This window comes from Halorussus litoreus (genome assembly GCF_003382685.1).
Taxonomy (GTDB): domain Archaea; phylum Halobacteriota; class Halobacteria; order Halobacteriales; family Haladaptataceae; genus Halorussus; species Halorussus litoreus.
On sequence record NZ_KZ859515.1, the window covers coordinates 59,197 to 73,460 of the forward strand.

General features: G+C 69.3%; 15 protein-coding genes. 6 read left to right on the top strand and 9 right to left on the bottom strand.

All coding sequences use genetic code 11. The features are described from left to right. Positions 1-108: 108 nt before the first annotated feature. From DPQ64_RS07615 to deoC, 3 genes are read right to left on the bottom strand one after another with little or no spacing between them, the layout of a single operon-like run. Positions 109-1,074, bottom strand: a complete 966-nt coding sequence (locus DPQ64_RS07615) for a nucleoside hydrolase (protein ID WP_115863756.1) — start codon at positions 1,072-1,074, stop codon at positions 109-111. 57 nt (positions 1,075-1,131) lie between these two features. Then, positions 1,132-2,031 (bottom strand): ribokinase, encoded by a 900-nt coding sequence (locus DPQ64_RS07620; RefSeq protein WP_115863757.1) that lies wholly within the window; start codon positions 2,029-2,031, stop codon positions 1,132-1,134. Then, positions 2,021-2,755 (bottom strand): deoxyribose-phosphate aldolase, encoded by a 735-nt coding sequence (deoC, locus tag DPQ64_RS07625; RefSeq protein WP_115863758.1) that lies wholly within the window; start codon positions 2,753-2,755, stop codon positions 2,021-2,023. Before deoC ends, DPQ64_RS07620 begins: the two co-directional genes overlap by 11 nt. Before the next feature lie 246 nt (positions 2,756-3,001). Here deoC and DPQ64_RS07630 point away from each other — a divergent pair, with 246 nt between their 5' ends. Then, positions 3,002-3,955: a phytoene/squalene synthase family protein gene (locus DPQ64_RS07630; RefSeq protein WP_115863759.1), complete on the top strand. Its 954-nt coding sequence runs from the start codon at positions 3,002-3,004 to the stop codon at positions 3,953-3,955. Positions 3,956-3,983: 28 nt separating this feature from the next. Here the strand turns inward: DPQ64_RS07630 and cruF are convergent, their stop codons facing one another. Genes cruF through DPQ64_RS07645 form a run of 3 tightly spaced genes read right to left on the bottom strand, consistent with a single transcriptional unit; the run spans position 3,984 to position 7,286 of the window. After that, positions 3,984-4,844: a bisanhydrobacterioruberin hydratase gene (cruF, locus tag DPQ64_RS07635; protein ID WP_115863760.1), complete on the bottom strand. Its 861-nt coding sequence runs from the start codon at positions 4,842-4,844 to the stop codon at positions 3,984-3,986. Next, on the bottom strand, positions 4,837-5,736 hold the full coding sequence (locus DPQ64_RS07640) for a prenyltransferase (RefSeq protein WP_115863761.1): 900 nt from the start codon (positions 5,734-5,736) through the stop codon (positions 4,837-4,839). Before DPQ64_RS07640 ends, cruF begins: the two co-directional genes overlap by 8 nt. A 2-nt stretch (positions 5,737-5,738) precedes the next feature. Further along, complete coding sequence (locus DPQ64_RS07645) at positions 5,739-7,286, bottom strand: phytoene desaturase family protein (RefSeq protein ID WP_115863762.1); 1,548 nt, start codon at positions 7,284-7,286, stop codon at positions 5,739-5,741. Positions 7,287-7,421: 135 nt separating this feature from the next. Between DPQ64_RS07645 and DPQ64_RS07650 the strand changes: the two genes are divergently transcribed. Then, positions 7,422-7,730, top strand: a complete 309-nt coding sequence (locus DPQ64_RS07650) for a hypothetical protein (RefSeq protein WP_115863763.1) — start codon at positions 7,422-7,424, stop codon at positions 7,728-7,730. 32 nt (positions 7,731-7,762) lie between these two features. Here the strand turns inward: DPQ64_RS07650 and DPQ64_RS07655 are convergent, their stop codons facing one another. Continuing rightward, a complete protein-coding gene (locus DPQ64_RS07655; RefSeq protein ID WP_232820507.1) occupies positions 7,763-8,554 on the bottom strand; it encodes a methyltransferase domain-containing protein in 792 nt (263 codons plus the stop codon). A gap of 120 nt (positions 8,555-8,674) precedes the next feature. Here DPQ64_RS07655 and DPQ64_RS07660 point away from each other — a divergent pair, with 120 nt between their 5' ends. After that, positions 8,675-9,232, top strand: a complete 558-nt coding sequence (locus DPQ64_RS07660; RefSeq protein WP_115863764.1) for a hypothetical protein — start codon at positions 8,675-8,677, stop codon at positions 9,230-9,232. A 72-nt stretch (positions 9,233-9,304) separates the two neighbouring features. On the opposite strand, the gene DPQ64_RS07665 is transcribed toward DPQ64_RS07660, so the two are convergent. Together DPQ64_RS07665 and btuC are read right to left on the bottom strand one after the other, a co-directional pair. After that, a complete protein-coding gene (locus DPQ64_RS07665; protein ID WP_115863765.1) occupies positions 9,305-10,579 on the bottom strand; it encodes a heme ABC transporter ATP-binding protein in 1,275 nt (424 codons plus the stop codon). A gap of 577 nt (positions 10,580-11,156) precedes the next feature. Next, positions 11,157-12,257 carry a vitamin B12 ABC transporter permease BtuC gene (gene btuC, locus DPQ64_RS07670; protein WP_115863766.1) on the bottom strand — a complete coding sequence of 367 codons (1,101 nt, stop codon included), beginning with the start codon at positions 12,255-12,257 and terminating at the stop codon, positions 11,157-11,159. Positions 12,258-12,318: 61 nt separating this feature from the next. Between btuC and DPQ64_RS07675 the strand changes: the two genes are divergently transcribed. From DPQ64_RS07675 to DPQ64_RS07685, 3 genes are all read left to right on the top strand, one after another. Then, positions 12,319-13,488, top strand: a complete 1,170-nt coding sequence (locus tag DPQ64_RS07675; protein ID WP_115863767.1) for a PGF-CTERM-anchored ABC transporter substrate-binding protein — start codon at positions 12,319-12,321, stop codon at positions 13,486-13,488. 103 nt (positions 13,489-13,591) lie between these two features. Continuing rightward, on the top strand, positions 13,592-13,873 hold the full coding sequence (gene srp19, locus DPQ64_RS07680; protein ID WP_115863768.1) for a signal recognition particle subunit SRP19: 282 nt from the start codon (positions 13,592-13,594) through the stop codon (positions 13,871-13,873). Next, entirely contained in the window at positions 13,873-14,100 is a 228-nt protein-coding gene (locus DPQ64_RS07685; protein ID WP_115863769.1) for an H/ACA ribonucleoprotein complex subunit GAR1, read from the top strand. The genes srp19 and DPQ64_RS07685 overlap by 1 nt, the downstream gene beginning before the upstream one ends. The last annotated feature ends 164 nt before the right edge of the window (positions 14,101-14,264 follow it).

Genomic DNA, 14,264 nt, shown 5'->3' on the forward strand with positions numbered 1-14,264 from the left:
GGGGGGGGTGGGCCGCGGGGGGGGGGGGGGGGGGGCGGGGGGGGGCCCCCCCCCCCCCCCCCCCCCCCCCCCCCCCCCCCCCCCCCCACGCCGACGCCAACGAACTGACTACAGCCCCGCCTCGGGCGACTCCTCGAACAGCATCGCCTCGAACATCGACTCGAACCGCTCGGCGTCGAACGATTCGATGACCCTCGTCCGGGCTTCGCCATCCGTGACTCCGTTCTCGTCGACCGAGGTGTACCCCCGCGTCAGCCCTTCGCGTTCGTCCACGTCGACGTGGTAGGTGCCCGACGCTTCGATCAGATCGGGCGCTATCAGCGCGGCCACCAGTCCGGCGTCGGGCTGGGTCGTCATGTCCTCGCCGAACGACTCCTGGTTGAACTCGCGGACCGACTGGGTGATCTCCTCGAAGAACTCGGCGTACTCGGTGTCACTCTCCTCGAATCGCGCGAGCGTGTCGGCGTCGAACGCGGTGTCCCGGACCGTGACGCCCCAGTCGAACAGCGTCACGTCGAGTTCGCGCAGGGCCACCTTCGCGGCCTCGGGGTCGGCCCAGAAGTTGAACTCCGCGGCGGGCGTGATGTTGCCCAGACAGTTGACGTTGCCCCCCATCACCCACACCTCGTCGAGTAACTCGCCGAGGTTCGGCTCTTTCCGGAGCGCGAGCGCGACGTTGGTCAGCGGCGCGATGCAGACCAGCGTGATCTCACCCGGGTGCTCGCGGGCCTGCTCGACGATGTAGTCCGCGCCGTGCTGGTCGCCCGACGGAATGCCGGTGTCCGGGAACAGCTCGCCGCCGAGGCCGCCCTCGCCGTGGACGTGCTCGGCGTGCTCGTGGGACTTGACGAGCGGTTCGCGCGCCCCCTCGTACACGGTCACGTCCTCGGCCAGGCCCGCGAGGCCGAGCGTGTACTTCGCGTTCTCGACCATGTAGTTGAACTCCACGTTGCCGGTACAGATGGTGACGCCCTCCACGTCGAGGCGCTCGCTGGTCGCCGCCAGCAGGAGCGCCTGCGTGTCGTCGCCCGCAGTGTCGGTGTCCACGATGACTCGCCGCGCGTCGTCGCTCATGGACGCCAGTATGGAAAGCCCGAGGAAATAGCTACCGACACCGGAAACGCGCTTCCCTCACTGCGATTCGCCGGCCAACCGGTCGACCGCCTCGCGCTCGGGAAGCGCGGGGACGACCTCGTACGCGGTGCAGGCTAGTCCGCCGGCTCGACAGCCGAACGCGGCGGCCTCGACGAGGCTCGCGCCCTCCCCGCGCGCGACCGCGAAGCCCGCGTTGAAGGCGTCGCCCGCGCCGGTGGTGTCGACCACGTCCACGTCCGCCGGCGGAACGCGGGTCTCCTGTTCGCCCGTGACGACGAGCGCGCCGTCGGCCCCGAGCGTGAGTACGACCGCCGACGGGCCGCGTTCGAGGAGTTCGCGCGCCAGCGCCGCGGGGTCGCGCTCGGCGTCGGGCGGGTGCCCGAGCAGCATATTGGCCTCGGTCCGGTTCGGCGTCAGCACGTCCACGTCGGACAGGATCTCCGCGGGAAGCTCGCGGGCGGGAGCCGGATTCAACACGACCTCGGTGGAGGGAGCGCCCGCGTCGGCGTCGGTGGCCGCGCCACTCTCTGCGGCGTCGGCGATGGCCTGCCGTTCTGCTCGGACCGCCTCGCCGTCGAGGTGGGCGTTCGCGCCGGGCGCGACCGCGATGGCGTTCTCGCCGCTCTGCTCGACCACGACGAAGCCCACGCCCGTGTGCTCGCCGGGCACGCGCTCGACCGCGGCGTCGACGCCCGCCTCGTCCCAGAGCGCGACCGCGTCGTCTCCGAACCGGTCGTCGCCGATCCGACCCACGAACGTCGCGTCCGCGCCGAGTCGGGCGGCCGCCACGGCCTGATTCGACCCCTTGCCGCCGACGCCCTCCTCAAAGTCGCTGCCTAGCACCGTCTCGCCCGGCACGGGGATGTCCGGGACCGACATCGTGAGCCCGTGGTTGTACGAGCCGACGACCGCGACCGTCGCCTTCTCAGTAGTCATGGTCGCTGTCGGCCTTCGCGTTGGAGTCCCCCTGTCCGCCGGAATCGGCGTCTTCGCTGGTCACGATCTGGACGCCACTGGAGGCTCCGAGCAGGTCGGCCCCGGCGTCGAGCAGGTCGCGGGCTCCCTCGGCGGTCTTGATGCCGCCGCTGGCCTTCACGCCGACGTCGTTGGGCACGCGCTCGGCGATGAAGCTCACGTTCTCGACCGACGCCTTTCCGCCCGCGCCGAAGCCGCTGGAGTTCTTGAGGTAGTCGAAGCCCGCCTCGACCGCGTACTCGATCTCCCGCTCGGCCTCCTCGTCGGTGAGCCCGCCGAGTTCCAGCATGAGCTTGATGGTCGCGTCGCCCGAGGCTTCGACTAACGTCTCCAACTCTCGCTGGAACGCCTCGTCCTCGCCGGACTTCAGGAAGCTGATGTTCGCCATCACGTCGAGTTCGTCGGCTCCGGCCGCCACCGCGTCGCGGATGCCGGTCGCCTTCGTGAGCGGGAGGTCCCCGCCCATCGGGTAGCCGACCGCGGTGCAGACCTTGACGTCGGTGTCCGACAGTCGGTCGGCAGCCAGCGGGACCCAGCAGGGCTGGACCATCGCGCCGTCGAACCCGTACTCGATACACTCGTCGAGCACGTCGAGTACGCGGTCGCGGTCCGCGGTCGCCCCGACTTCTGTGTGCTGGATTCGCGCCGCGAGTTCGGCGTCGGCAGATTCGGAGTCGTGTGCCATGCGTCTACTCGCGGAACGCGAAGCCAAAAATCGGTCGCTCGCGGCGACCCAGTCGTCACTCTGATTCGACATGACCTCTCCCGGACCTGACGTGGAACGAATCCGAAAATTGTCGTGTCGGTGCGAACGTCCGACAACCGGCAGGGGCAGTGAGCGACGCCAACAATTAACCCACAGGAGAACCTAGTCAGAACGCTGCAGGCACCCTGCTGGACGGCCGGACTCTGCACAAACAAGTGAACAGCGATGGTCACAGACCAACAACTCCGACGAAGCAAGGCAATTCAGCAGCGGACCGGCAGAACCTTCTCCTTCGCCACGCGGCTGCTCCCTCGGCGCATCCGCCAGCCGACGTACGTCCTGTACGCGTTCTTCCGCGTCGCCGACGAAGTGGTCGACGGCGACGGGGACCCGACCCCGGACGAACAACGGCGGCGGCTCGACCGCCTCCGCGCCGAAGCGCTGGGGCGGACGGACGCCGACGACCCGGTGGTGGCGGCGTTCTCCGAACTGCGCGAGGAGTACGAGATCCCCGCCGAGGAGATCGAGGTGTTCCTCGATGCGATGGCCGAGGACGTCGAGAAGGATCGATACGACACGTACGACGAGCTCGCGGCGTACATGCGCGGGTCGGCGGCCGCGGTCGGCGTGATGATGCTGTCGGTGATGGACGTCGACAGCGACGCGGCCCGACCGCCCGCGGTCGCGCTCGGCGAGGCGTTCCAGCTGACGAACTTCCTCCGCGACGTGCGCGAGGACGTCGAGGACCACGGCCGCATCTACCTGCCCGCGAGCACCCGCGAGCGACACGACGTCACGGAGGCCCAGATTCGGCGTTGCAACCCGACGGAGGGCTTCCGCGCGGCGATGGCCGAGGAGCTGCGGCGGGCCGAGCGCAAGTACCGCGAGGGCGTGGCGGGCATCGAGTACCTGCCCGAGGACTGCCAGTTCGCGGTGCTGTACTCGGCCGTGCTGTACGCCGAGCACCACCGACAGATCCGGGCGAACGACTACGACGTGTTCTCGTCGCCGCCGTCGGTCGGCCCGCTCCGCGCGGCGTGGCTGTGGGCGAAAACTCGGTGGCACTGGTACCGGACCCGCGACCCGGTCGCGGTGTTCCGCGAAGTGAGCGCCGTGCCGGACGGCGAGACGGGCCACGACACGCCGGACTTCGCCGGCGGCGTTCCGCAAGTCGAGTAGGTTCGACGGGTGGGAGCACCCGGAGGGGTCACCCCCGACCGGGAACGTCCCGGCCCGTCCCGGCGAAATCGAAGCGGTCGGTCCGGACGAGGCCCGCCGCCAGCCCCACCGCCAGCGCTACCGCGATCCAGTTGCCGAAGTAGACGTTCATCGCACCCCACAGCACCACGAAGCTCACGAAGTCGTCGAGCGCGAACTCACAGGCTTCGAGCCGCGCCGCCAGCGTCTCACGGTCGAACCCCCACTCCACGAGCGACAGCGCGACCAGCCCGCTCAGCACCCAGCCCGCGTAGTTCGACAGCGGGACGCCGTAGTAGATTCCGCCGGCGTCGTACGCCCAGAAGCCGAGGCCGACCGCCGCGGGGTCGAGCACGAGGTCCACCGCGAGGACGACCCCGAGCGCGGCCGCGGTCCGGGCGAGCAACCCTGCCTTCGGGGCCAGCAGGAGCACGAGCAGGTAGCTGTTCAGGACCAGCGGCACGAAGAAGACGGGGAGGCCGACCGGGACGCCGCCGACCATCGGTCCGAGCGAGAGCAGATACTCGAACTCGCCGTACGGCACGCCGTAATGGATCCCGACGTACTCGATGGCGTAGCTGTACCCCCCGACCGCCAGCAGGCCGACGCCAGCCCGGCGGTCGACCACCGGCGCGAGCCCGGCGAGCAGGGGCGTCCGCATCACGAGCGTCCCGAACAGCACCAGCGCGGGATGCATCGCCAGCCACGGCGGGAGCCACGCCTCGGTGCTGGCGACGAACAGCGCGGCCCCGACGAGCGGGAAGACGACCGCGATAGTGAACCGGTTCTCTCGCACCGCCGCGGAGAAGCGGGCTTCGAATGCCCGGCGGCCGAAGCCCTCTGCTGTGGCTTCAGCAGGCTGCTCAGCCACGCAGAACACCCCAGAGCCCGCCGAGCGTCAGCACTGCGCCGACGACCGCGTTGATCGCGGGGTACCACCAGTAGGCCCGCGTCACCGACACGTCCGTTTCGGCCACCGCGACCGCGAGCACGGGATAGAGCGCCAAGAGCGCCCCCGCTCGAATATCGAGCAGGCCGAACGCGACGGCGGCCAGCAGCCAGCACGCCGCGCAGTACGCGAGTGTCGCCCGCTCGCCCAGCGCGGTCGCGGTGGTCCGGAGTCCGGCTCGTCGGTCGGGTTCGATGTCCGGAATCGCGGAGAAGGTGTGCATCGCCATCGTCCAGAGCCACCCGCCAACAACTGCGAGCAGCGGAGGCTGGCGACCAGCTACCGCGACGTACGCCGCCACGCCGGGGAGGACGTACAGGCCGTTCGACACCGAGTCGAGCGGCGGGACGGTCTTGAGGCGGAACGGCGGGCCGCTGTAGGCGTAGCCGAGCGCGAGGAAGGCGACGACCCACGCGCCTGCGCTGGCGGCCGCGGACTCGTCCGCGGCCGCCAGCGCAGGCGCGTGAGTGGACGTACCCAGCGCGCCCGATGTGAGCGCGGCCGCGAGCGCCACGCCCGCGAGGCCACAGAGCGCGACGACGACAGTGACCGCAGTATCGCCGCGGAATTGCTCTTCCCGCGCGTCCTCGCCCGTCTTCTTCGGGTTCTCGGCGTCCGCGTCGGCGTCGAACACGTCGTTGACCCCGTAGAGGTAGACGTTCGCGGGCACGAGGAAGTACGCGAACAGCGCGACCGCGGCGGGCGAGCGCAGGTCGCTCGGACCTGACGCGCCGTAGGCCACGCCGACCAGCACCGGGCCGGCGAGGTAGAGCCAGAACCGCGGCCGCGAGAGCCTGAGGAGGTACCGCAGCACGGCTACCTCCCGTAGTCCTCGCGGAGCGCGTCGGCGGTGTGCTGACCGCCGATGAGACACATCGGGACGCCGATGCCGGGCGTGGTGTACGACCCCGTGAAGTACAGCCCGTCGACCTCTGAAGATCGGCGATTCGGCCTGAGCGGCCCGGTCTGGCGCAGGGTGTGAGCGAGGCCGAGCGCGGTGCCCTCACGGGAGTTGTACCGGTCGGCGAACTCCGAGACGCAGAAGCGCTCCTCGACCACGATGCGGTCCCGGAGGTCGACGCCCGTGTTCTCCGCGATGTCGTCGAGGACGAAGTCGCGGTACTGCTGTCGCGTCTCGGGGTCGTCGTCCAGCCCGGGCGCGACGGGGACCAGCGCGAACAGGTTGCTGTGGCCCTCCGGCGCGACCGAGTCGTCGGTCCGGCTCGGCACGCAGAGGTAGTACGCCGGGTCGTCGGGCCACGCCGGGTCGTCGAAGATGCGCTCGAAGTGGGGGTTCCAGTCGGTCGGCAGCACGAGGCTGTGGTGGGCCAGCGGTTCCACGTCGCCCTCCACGCCGAGGTACAGCAGGAAGGCAGAGGGGGCGTACGTCCGAGAGTCCCAGTAATCGTCGTCGTACTGGCGCTTCTCGGGCGGCAGCAGCTCCTGCTCGGTGTGAGCGTAGTCGGCGTCGCTGACCACGAGGTCGCTCCGAAGGAAGTCGTCGGTGGTCCCACCCACGTCGCTGCCTTCGCTGTCGCCTCCGCCGTCTGCGAGTTCCACGCGGAAGTCGCCCACATCGCCCCGGATGGCAGTGACCGGGCTGTCGGTGCGGTACTCGACGCCGAGCTCCGACCCGAGTTCGGCGATGCCGTCGACCACGCCGCCCATCCCCTCTTCCGGGTAGTAGACGCCGAGGTTGAAGTCGACGTGACTCATCAGGTTGTACAGCGCGGGGGTGTTGGACGGCGAGCCGCCGAGGAAGACGAGGCTGTACTGGACGATCTGGCGGAGCTTGGGGTGGTCGAAGTAGTCGGCGACGTGGGCCTCCATCGACCCGAGGAACGTGAGCCCGCGGGCGTGGCGCAACACGGTCCGGTCGACGTAGTCCCGGAATCGCGGGCGCTCGGTGTACACGAAGTGTTCCATTCCGATCTCGTACGTCTCGCGGGCTTCCGCGAGGTACTCGTCGAGCGCGTCGCCAGCGCCGTCCTCGTACGACTCGAAGATCTCTTTGGTCGCCTCGCGGTCGGCCGAGACGGTGACGTCGTCCCCATCTTTGAAGAAGATTCTGTAGTGGGGGTCGAGGCGTTCGAGGCCGTAGTAGTCGGTGGGCTCGCGGTCGAAGTGGCCGAAGAAGCGCTCGAACACGTCGGGCATCAGGTACCACGACGGCCCCATGTCGAACCGGAAGCCGTCGCGTTCGAGCACGCTGGCCCGGCCGCCCAACTGCTCGTTCTTCTCCACGACCGTCACGTCCGCGCCCGCGTCGGCGAGGTAGCAGGCGGTCGAGAGGCCGCCGAACCCGCTCCCGACGACGGTGACCGACCGGCCGTCGAGTTCCGCCGACCGGTCTTCTCGTTTCATGCCGCTTTCTCGGGACGGAACGCCCTTAAATCGACGGCCTGCGGAACCGGTTTTCGTCCCGCGTCGCCCGATACTCTCCGCGACCAGACGTGTCATCGATACGTTTTTATCCGAACCATTACCATATTCGGAAGAATGAACCCGGCGAAGTTCGCGCTACTGCTGGGCGTCGGTCTGCTCGCGTTCCTGTTCGTGGCCGCCCTCTACGTCGTCTGGACCCGCATCGTGGGGCTGGACCCGACGGTCGCCCAGAAGTGCGCGTCGCTGTCGGCGACGGGACAGGCCGCGCTCGCGGCCGTCTCCGGCGGGACGCTCGGCGCGGTGAGTCTGGCCGCGCCGAGCGTCCCGGTCGGCGTCGCCGGGATGGTCCTGCTCGCGGCGAGCAGCTTCGCGGGGCTGTTGGTCTTCGAGTTAGTCCAGCAGCGCCAGCGTGCGGGCGTTTAACCCGCTCGTCCTTCCGGATGCGCGACCCGTCGCTACCGTTTCGCCAGCGCGACCCGGTAGTGAACTGCCCCCTCGTCGTCGTACCGAACTTCTTCGACCTGCCAGTCGGTGCCGACCGCGGCCTCCCGAATTCGGTCGGGGCCGAACAGCCGGAAGAGTAGCGTCTCGCCGACCGCGCCGTCGTACTCGAACTGCATCACGCGGAACGCGAGGCCGGGCGTCGGGTCGGCGCGGTAGCCCAGCATCTCGTCGGAGTCGACGCGCTCGGGGTCGTAGCAGTCGAGCACCGCTGCGGCGTCGTCGGTCGTCACGTGCGCGAGGTCGGTCAGAAATCGTCGGAGGCCGTCCATCGACCCCGCGAGGCCGATCTGCGTGCCGATGGCGAGCGCCGACGCGAACCGGTCGCGGTCGAACGACTCGCGGAGCGCGAACATGTCCGCGCGCCGGGCGTCCCGAACCCCTCGCTCGCGCATGGTCTCGACGAGGTGGTCGCTCACCTCGACCGCGACGGTCTCGAACTGCTCCTGAAAGTACAGCGCGTGTCTGCCCGCGCCGGCTCCGAGGTCGAGCAGCGAGCCGTCGAGCCGGTCGGCGAGCCACGCGTCGTTGGTTCCCGAAGCGTCGAAGTCGCCGAAGTAGAACCGCTCGATGGGGTGTTCGCGGGCCCACTCGCTGTCGCGCTGGATCAGGGGGTCGTCCTGCTCGTCCCGGTGGAAGTCCCGGATCGCGCGACCGAATGGGTCGGCCGCGGCGGCGGACGTACTGTCGGCCTCGGGCGAACTGTCGGACGCGGCGTCGTCGGCCGTCGAAGAGCCGTCGGACATGCTCCCAGCGTCGACCGACGCCGACAAAAGCGTTCGTGAGAGTCGGTACCAAATCGATTCCTTGCGGTGACGCCGGGAAAGAATTATGTGACAACTCCGATATGTGAGGCACGTACTCTCATGACACGCGATGACGCAGTCCCCGAGGGCGCGCAGACGAGCGGGCACGTCGTCGAGCAAGTCGTCGAGGGACTGGACGGTCTCCCGTCCGACGACGCGGCGCGCGGACTGGACATCCTCGCCGACCACGGCATCGAGACGCCACGGCGCGAGGTGTGGTACCCGCTGTCGGCGTGGATCGAGGCGCTGGAGGATATTGGCGCGGCGCTCGGCGACGACGCGCTGACCCACGTCGGCAGGTCGGTCCCCGAGGGGGTCGAGTGGCCGCCGGACCCCGACTCGGCCAAGAGCGGGTTCGCCACGGTCGACGACGCCTACCAGCTCAACCACCGGGGCGGCGACGTCGGTTACTACGAGTTCGTCGAGGTCGGCGAGCGCGAGCAGCGGGTCGTCTGTGCCAACCCCTACCCCTGCTCGTTCGACGAGGGCATCATCGAGGGGACGCTCCGGGCGTTCGGCTACGAGTTCACCTACCCGCCGATGGCGTTCGTCAGCGAGACGGGCGAGGAGTGCCGAGCCGAGAGCGGGTCGCAGTGCGAGTATCGCGTGGCGTACTGAGCGACCCCAGAATCGGGACTGCGGGGCAACTGAGAACTCGGGACTGGTGAGCGACGGCGAAATCGGAACGAATCACTCCGTCGAGGCGGCGGTGGCGTCCGCCGACGCATCGGCGGACGCCACCGCCGCCTCGACCGCAGGGAGCAGGTCGTCCGGGCCGACTACGCGGCCGCGCTCGCAGAGTTCCGCGTACACTGCGGCGGCCTCGCTCCCGGCGTAGTTGCGCTCGGCGAACGGTCGCTGTTCGACCACGACGACCGAGTCGGCCTCGCGGGCAGCCCGGAGGTTGGCGAGGTTGCCCGCGCCGACCTCCACGTCCGCGAGGATGGTCGCGTCGGCGTCTCGGACTCTGGACTCGACTTCGGCGCGAGCCGCCTCGCCCACCGGTGCGAACGGCTCCTCGGTCACCGCGTCGAGGCCGAGGCTCCGAGCGGTTTCGAGGTCGGAGTCGCCCTCGTTGAGTGCGCCGACCGAGACCTCGTAGCCCGCAGCGGAGAGCAGGTAGAGCAGGCGCGAGACGGTGCCTCCGCCACCGACCACGTGAACTCGTCCTTCGGGTTCGCTGTCCGCGGGGCGCTCGGGCAACGCGGTGACGTACGTCGAGCCGGTGACGGGGTGGCGCGACACCACGGCGCGGGTGTCGAACGCGGCTTCGAGGTGGTCCTCCGAGAGCACGGTCTCGGGGTTGCCGCTGGCCCGAATAGCTCCGTCCGCGAGCAGTCGGAGTTCGTCGCAGTAGTGGGCCGCAAGGTTGAGGTCGTGGATGGCCGCGACCACGGTCTTGTCGTCGTCGTCGACCAGATCGCGGACGAGTTCGAGCGTGCGCACCTGGTGGTTGATGTCGAGGCTCGCGGTGGGTTCGTCGAGCAGGAGGACGGGCGCGTCCTGTGCGAGGGCGCGGGCGAGCAGCACGCGCTGGCGCTCGCCGCCCGAGACGGCGGTGATGGGCCGGTCGGCGAGGTGGTCGACCTCGGTGCGCTCCAGCGCTCGGGCGACCCGCTCGCGGTCGCTCTCGCCCGCGCCCGAGAGCCGCGACTGGTACGGATGACGACCCATCGCCACGACCTCCTCGACCGGGAAGTCGAAGGAGAGGTGGGTGTCCTGCGGGACCACTGCGACCCGGCGACTGGCCTCTTTGGAGGAGAGCGATTGGACGGGGTCGCCGTCGACCCGGACCTCGCCCCGGTCGGGCGCGAGCGCGCCGGTGACGGTGCGGAGCAGGGTGGTCTTGCCCGCGCCGTTGGGGCCGACGAGGCCGACGAACTGGCCCTCGCTCACGCCGGTCGCGACGCCGTCGAGAATCCGGGTGTCGCCGAGTTCGACCGAAATATCGGCTACGTCTATCATTCTGAATCGCCCTCTCGGTTCGTTTTATCCACGTCGTCGGAACTGTCGTTGTGGTTATTTAGAAAACTCCCGCCCGCTCGCTCTATGGTGGAACTAGAACGGGAACGAATAGCCGAAGTACTGGAAACACGATTTCGAAAGCCCCTGACCGCTCGCTCTATGGTGGAACTGGTGCGAGAACGAACAACAGAACCACTGGAATCATGGTTTCGAAAGCCCCCGCCCACTCGCGGTCGCTCAGCGACATATCCGGCGCAAACCGCGCGCCGGATAGTGGTCGCTGAGACGACCACGGCCTTCGGCCGCGAGCGGGCGGCCCCTTTCAGTCCCACCCTAGAGTCTGCGGAGCCGAGCGCGACTGGTGGACCATCGGCCGAGCGCGAAGGCCTCGTCCTCCCCAGCCGACTGCGTTGCTCAGTCGTCACTCCGTTCCTCCCTGCGCTACTCGTCCCTCGCGCGATTTGGCGCGACCAGCAAGCGGTCGCGCCAGCACACGCCGGAGTCGGATGGTCGGTCGGGCGCTCCCGAGAGAGGGAAGCGGCCAGTCGCTTCCGCCGGGCGTGAGCGAAACCCCGACTCACAGCGCGTGCACCTCCCGAGTGCGGAGCAGATAGAGGAAAAAGGGCGCGCCGAGGAACGCGGTCACGATGCCGACCGGAAGCTCGGCCGGGCCGGAGCGCGCGACCGTGTCCGTGGCGACGAGGAAGGTCGCACCTGCGAGGGCAGATGTCGGGAGCAGAATGCGATGATCCGGCCCCACGAGCAGGCGCATGACGTGGGGAACGACGAGGCCCACGAAGCCGATGACGCCGGTCACCGCGACCGCCGCGCCGGTCATCACGCTGGCGACCGCGAGCAGGAGGCGCTTGGTGCGCTCGACTTCCACGCCGAGCGCGTGGGCGTCCTCTTCGCCGAGCAGGAGGACGTTCAGGTCCCGCGAGTACGCCAGCAGCGTCCCGAACCCGAACAGGGCCACCGGGAGCACGAGCGTCACGTCGTCCCACGACGCGAGGTGGAGGTGGCCCATCAGCCAGAACACCGCCCGCTCCATGCTCTCGCCGGTCTGGAGCAAGAGAAAGGAGACCACCGCGCCGAGGAACGTCTGGACCGCCACGCCAGCGAGTAGGAGGGTGGCGACCGGGGTCCGGCCGTCCTCGGTGGCGAGCAGGTAGACGCCGAACGCGGCGGCGACTGCCCCGGCGAACGCGGCGGTCGGGAGCGCGAACGGGACGGCGTACGGGAGCGCGATGGTCGCCACTGCGCCCACCGCCGCGCCGGAGGAGACCCCGATGATGGAGGGGTCGGCCATCGGGTTCCGGAAAAAGCCCTGCATCACGACGCCCGCGGTCGCCAGCGCGAAGCCCACGATCGCCCCGAGCGCGATGCGAGGGAGCCGGAGCGTCACGACGATGGTCTCGGCGGTATCGGGCACCGCGAAGCCGAACAGGGGCGCGAACTCGACTGTCGGCGTCGGAACCGCAAACGCGACGCCCCACAGGTGGAGGCTGCTCTCGGCGAGTTCGATTCCGACCGGAACCGCGAGCGCGTTCAGCAGCACCTTCCCGACCACGAGGTAGTCGAGTTTCACCGGACCGATGGCGGCGCTGACGACCACGACGACCGCCAGCGTGCCCGCTAATCCGCCCGACCAGCCCGCGATTCGCGCGGAATCACGCATCGTATGAAATCCTGGTTGCTTTAGGTAAATACTTATTGGATACTGCCGGAGATGGGGACGCATGAGACGACAATTCACGACTGTGGTCGCGGTACTGCTGTTGCTCGTGGCGGGCGTCGCGCCCGCCGCGGCGGCTTCGACGAATGCTATGGGGAGCACCACTGGCGCGGCGCAGGCGGACTGTTCGTACCCCGTCACGCAAACCGACGCGACGGGCTCGGAAGTGACGGTCGAGCAAGCGCCCGAGCGCGTGGTCACGCTCGGCCCGAGCGCGACCCAGACGATGTGGGAGATCGGTGGCAAGTCCCAGGTCGTCGGGGTGACCCAGTACGCCTCGTACCTCGACGGCGCCGACGACCGGGCCAACGTCTCGGGCGAGGGGCGGACCTACGTGAGCGTCGAGGAGGTCGTCGCTCAGGAGCCCGACCTCGTGGTCGCGGCCAACATCATTGCCAACGACACGGTCGAGCGACTCCGCGAAGCGGGCCTGACCGTCTACCGCGCCGAGTTCGCCACCTCGGTCGAGGACGTGTACGACAAGACCGAGCGCATCGGTGAGTTGACCGGCAACTGCGAGGGCGCGTCCGAGACGGTCGCGTCGATGCGCGACCGCATCGAGACGGTCCGTGAAGCGGTCGAGAACGCCGACTCGCCGCGCGTGCTAATCTCGCAGGGCGGCGGCTGGACCGCCGGCTCGGGCACGTTCATCGGCAACATGGTCGAACTCGCCGGCGGCGTCAACGTCGCGGCCGAGACCAACATCTCGGGCTACGGCCAGATCAGCGAGGAGGTCGTCGTCCAGCAGAACCCCGAGTGGATCGTCCAGATCGGCCAGTTCGGCGCGTATCCGCAGACCGAGGCGTACAACAGCACCGACGCGGTCCAGAACGACCAGATTCTCACGGTGACCAACGAGAACGTCAGCCAGCCCGCGCCGCGCGTCGTCAACGCGGTCGTGGCGATGGCGCAGGCGTTCCACCCCGACGCGTACGCCGAGGCCGCCGCCGACTCGACCACGGACGATTCGACGACGACCACGGCCGAGCCGACGACCGACGAGACCGCGACGGACATCACCACCGCAGCGCCGACGGAAACGACGACTACCGAAGCCGCGATGCAGGACGAGACGACTACGACCGACGAGTCGTCCGGGTCCATCCCCGGCTTCGGCGCGTCCGCGGCGGTCGCCGCGCTGGTTGGAGCGGTCCTGCTCGCGCGCCGTCGCTGAACTGAGAATCGCTGTCGCCGTTCACCGCGAGTCGCTGTCGGGGCCCGGAACTCGCGGCTCGCTCTTTCCTAAATTGTTTAACGGACCCACGACCACTTCGAGTATGGTCGAGAAAGTGCTGTGGCCCGCCTACTTCGACGCGTCCAAGACCCGCGCCGAGGGCCGACGGGTGGCCACCGAGATGGCCGTCGAAGAGCCGACGGTCGACGAGATCGCCAAGGCAGTTCAGCAGGTGGGGTACGACGCGGTCATCGAGCGCGACAAGGCTTACTCCCGACAGAACTGGACGGAGGAGGGTCGCGTGCTGGTGCGCAACGCTGACGACTCCACCAAGAACGACCTGATTCAGGCGGTGGCGGCGTACGTCACCGCGCTCAGAGACTGATGCACAGGATCGGCGAGGTGGTCCGGACCGCGCAAGGGCTCGCCATCGTCAGGTGTCCGGACGACGACCCGCCGGACGTGGGCACCGAGGCGGTCGACGAGCAGTTGAACGCGGTGGGCCGAGTCGTGGACGTGTTCGGCCCCACCTCGCGGCCCTACGTCGCGGTCTCGCCGGACGACGACACCTCGCTGGCCGCCCTGCTCGGCGCGAAGCTGTACGCGCGCTGAGGCCGCCGCGCCGAGAGCGCGGCGGCTTCAGCGCGCGTACCACGTTCGGATTGGGCGGTATCGTAGGCGGACCGCATCTCGTCCTCGAACAATCTCGCGAGGCAATCTAAATCGAAACCCACCGACTGCGGGCGTCGCGGCGAGCCGATTTCGGCTCGCCGCGA

Excerpts from the sequence above, each read along its gene's own strand:
- DPQ64_RS07645 (WP_115863762.1), bottom strand. The coding sequence starts at position 7,286 with ATGAAACGAGAAGACCGGTCGGCGGAACTCGACGGCCGGTCGGTCACC.
- DPQ64_RS07685 (WP_115863769.1), top strand. The coding sequence starts at position 13,873 with ATGCACAGGATCGGCGAGGTGGTCCGGACCGCGCAAGGGCTCGCCATC.
- DPQ64_RS07665 (WP_115863765.1), bottom strand. The coding sequence starts at position 10,579 with ATGATAGACGTAGCCGATATTTCGGTCGAACTCGGCGACACCCGGATT.
- DPQ64_RS07615 (WP_115863756.1), bottom strand. The coding sequence starts at position 1,074 with ATGAGCGACGACGCGCGGCGAGTCATCGTGGACACCGACACTGCGGGC.
- btuC (WP_115863766.1), bottom strand. The coding sequence starts at position 12,257 with ATGCGTGATTCCGCGCGAATCGCGGGCTGGTCGGGCGGATTAGCGGGC.
- DPQ64_RS07650 (WP_115863763.1), top strand. The coding sequence starts at position 7,422 with ATGAACCCGGCGAAGTTCGCGCTACTGCTGGGCGTCGGTCTGCTCGCG.
- DPQ64_RS07675 (WP_115863767.1), top strand. The coding sequence starts at position 12,319 with ATGAGACGACAATTCACGACTGTGGTCGCGGTACTGCTGTTGCTCGTG.
- DPQ64_RS07655 (WP_232820507.1), bottom strand. The coding sequence starts at position 8,554 with ATGTCCGACGGCTCTTCGACGGCCGACGACGCCGCGTCCGACAGTTCG.
- DPQ64_RS07630 (WP_115863759.1), top strand. The coding sequence starts at position 3,002 with ATGGTCACAGACCAACAACTCCGACGAAGCAAGGCAATTCAGCAGCGG.
- srp19 (WP_115863768.1), top strand. The coding sequence starts at position 13,592 with ATGGTCGAGAAAGTGCTGTGGCCCGCCTACTTCGACGCGTCCAAGACC.
- DPQ64_RS07660 (WP_115863764.1), top strand. The coding sequence starts at position 8,675 with ATGACACGCGATGACGCAGTCCCCGAGGGCGCGCAGACGAGCGGGCAC.
- deoC (WP_115863758.1), bottom strand. The coding sequence starts at position 2,755 with ATGGCACACGACTCCGAATCTGCCGACGCCGAACTCGCGGCGCGAATC.
- DPQ64_RS07620 (WP_115863757.1), bottom strand. The coding sequence starts at position 2,031 with ATGACTACTGAGAAGGCGACGGTCGCGGTCGTCGGCTCGTACAACCAC.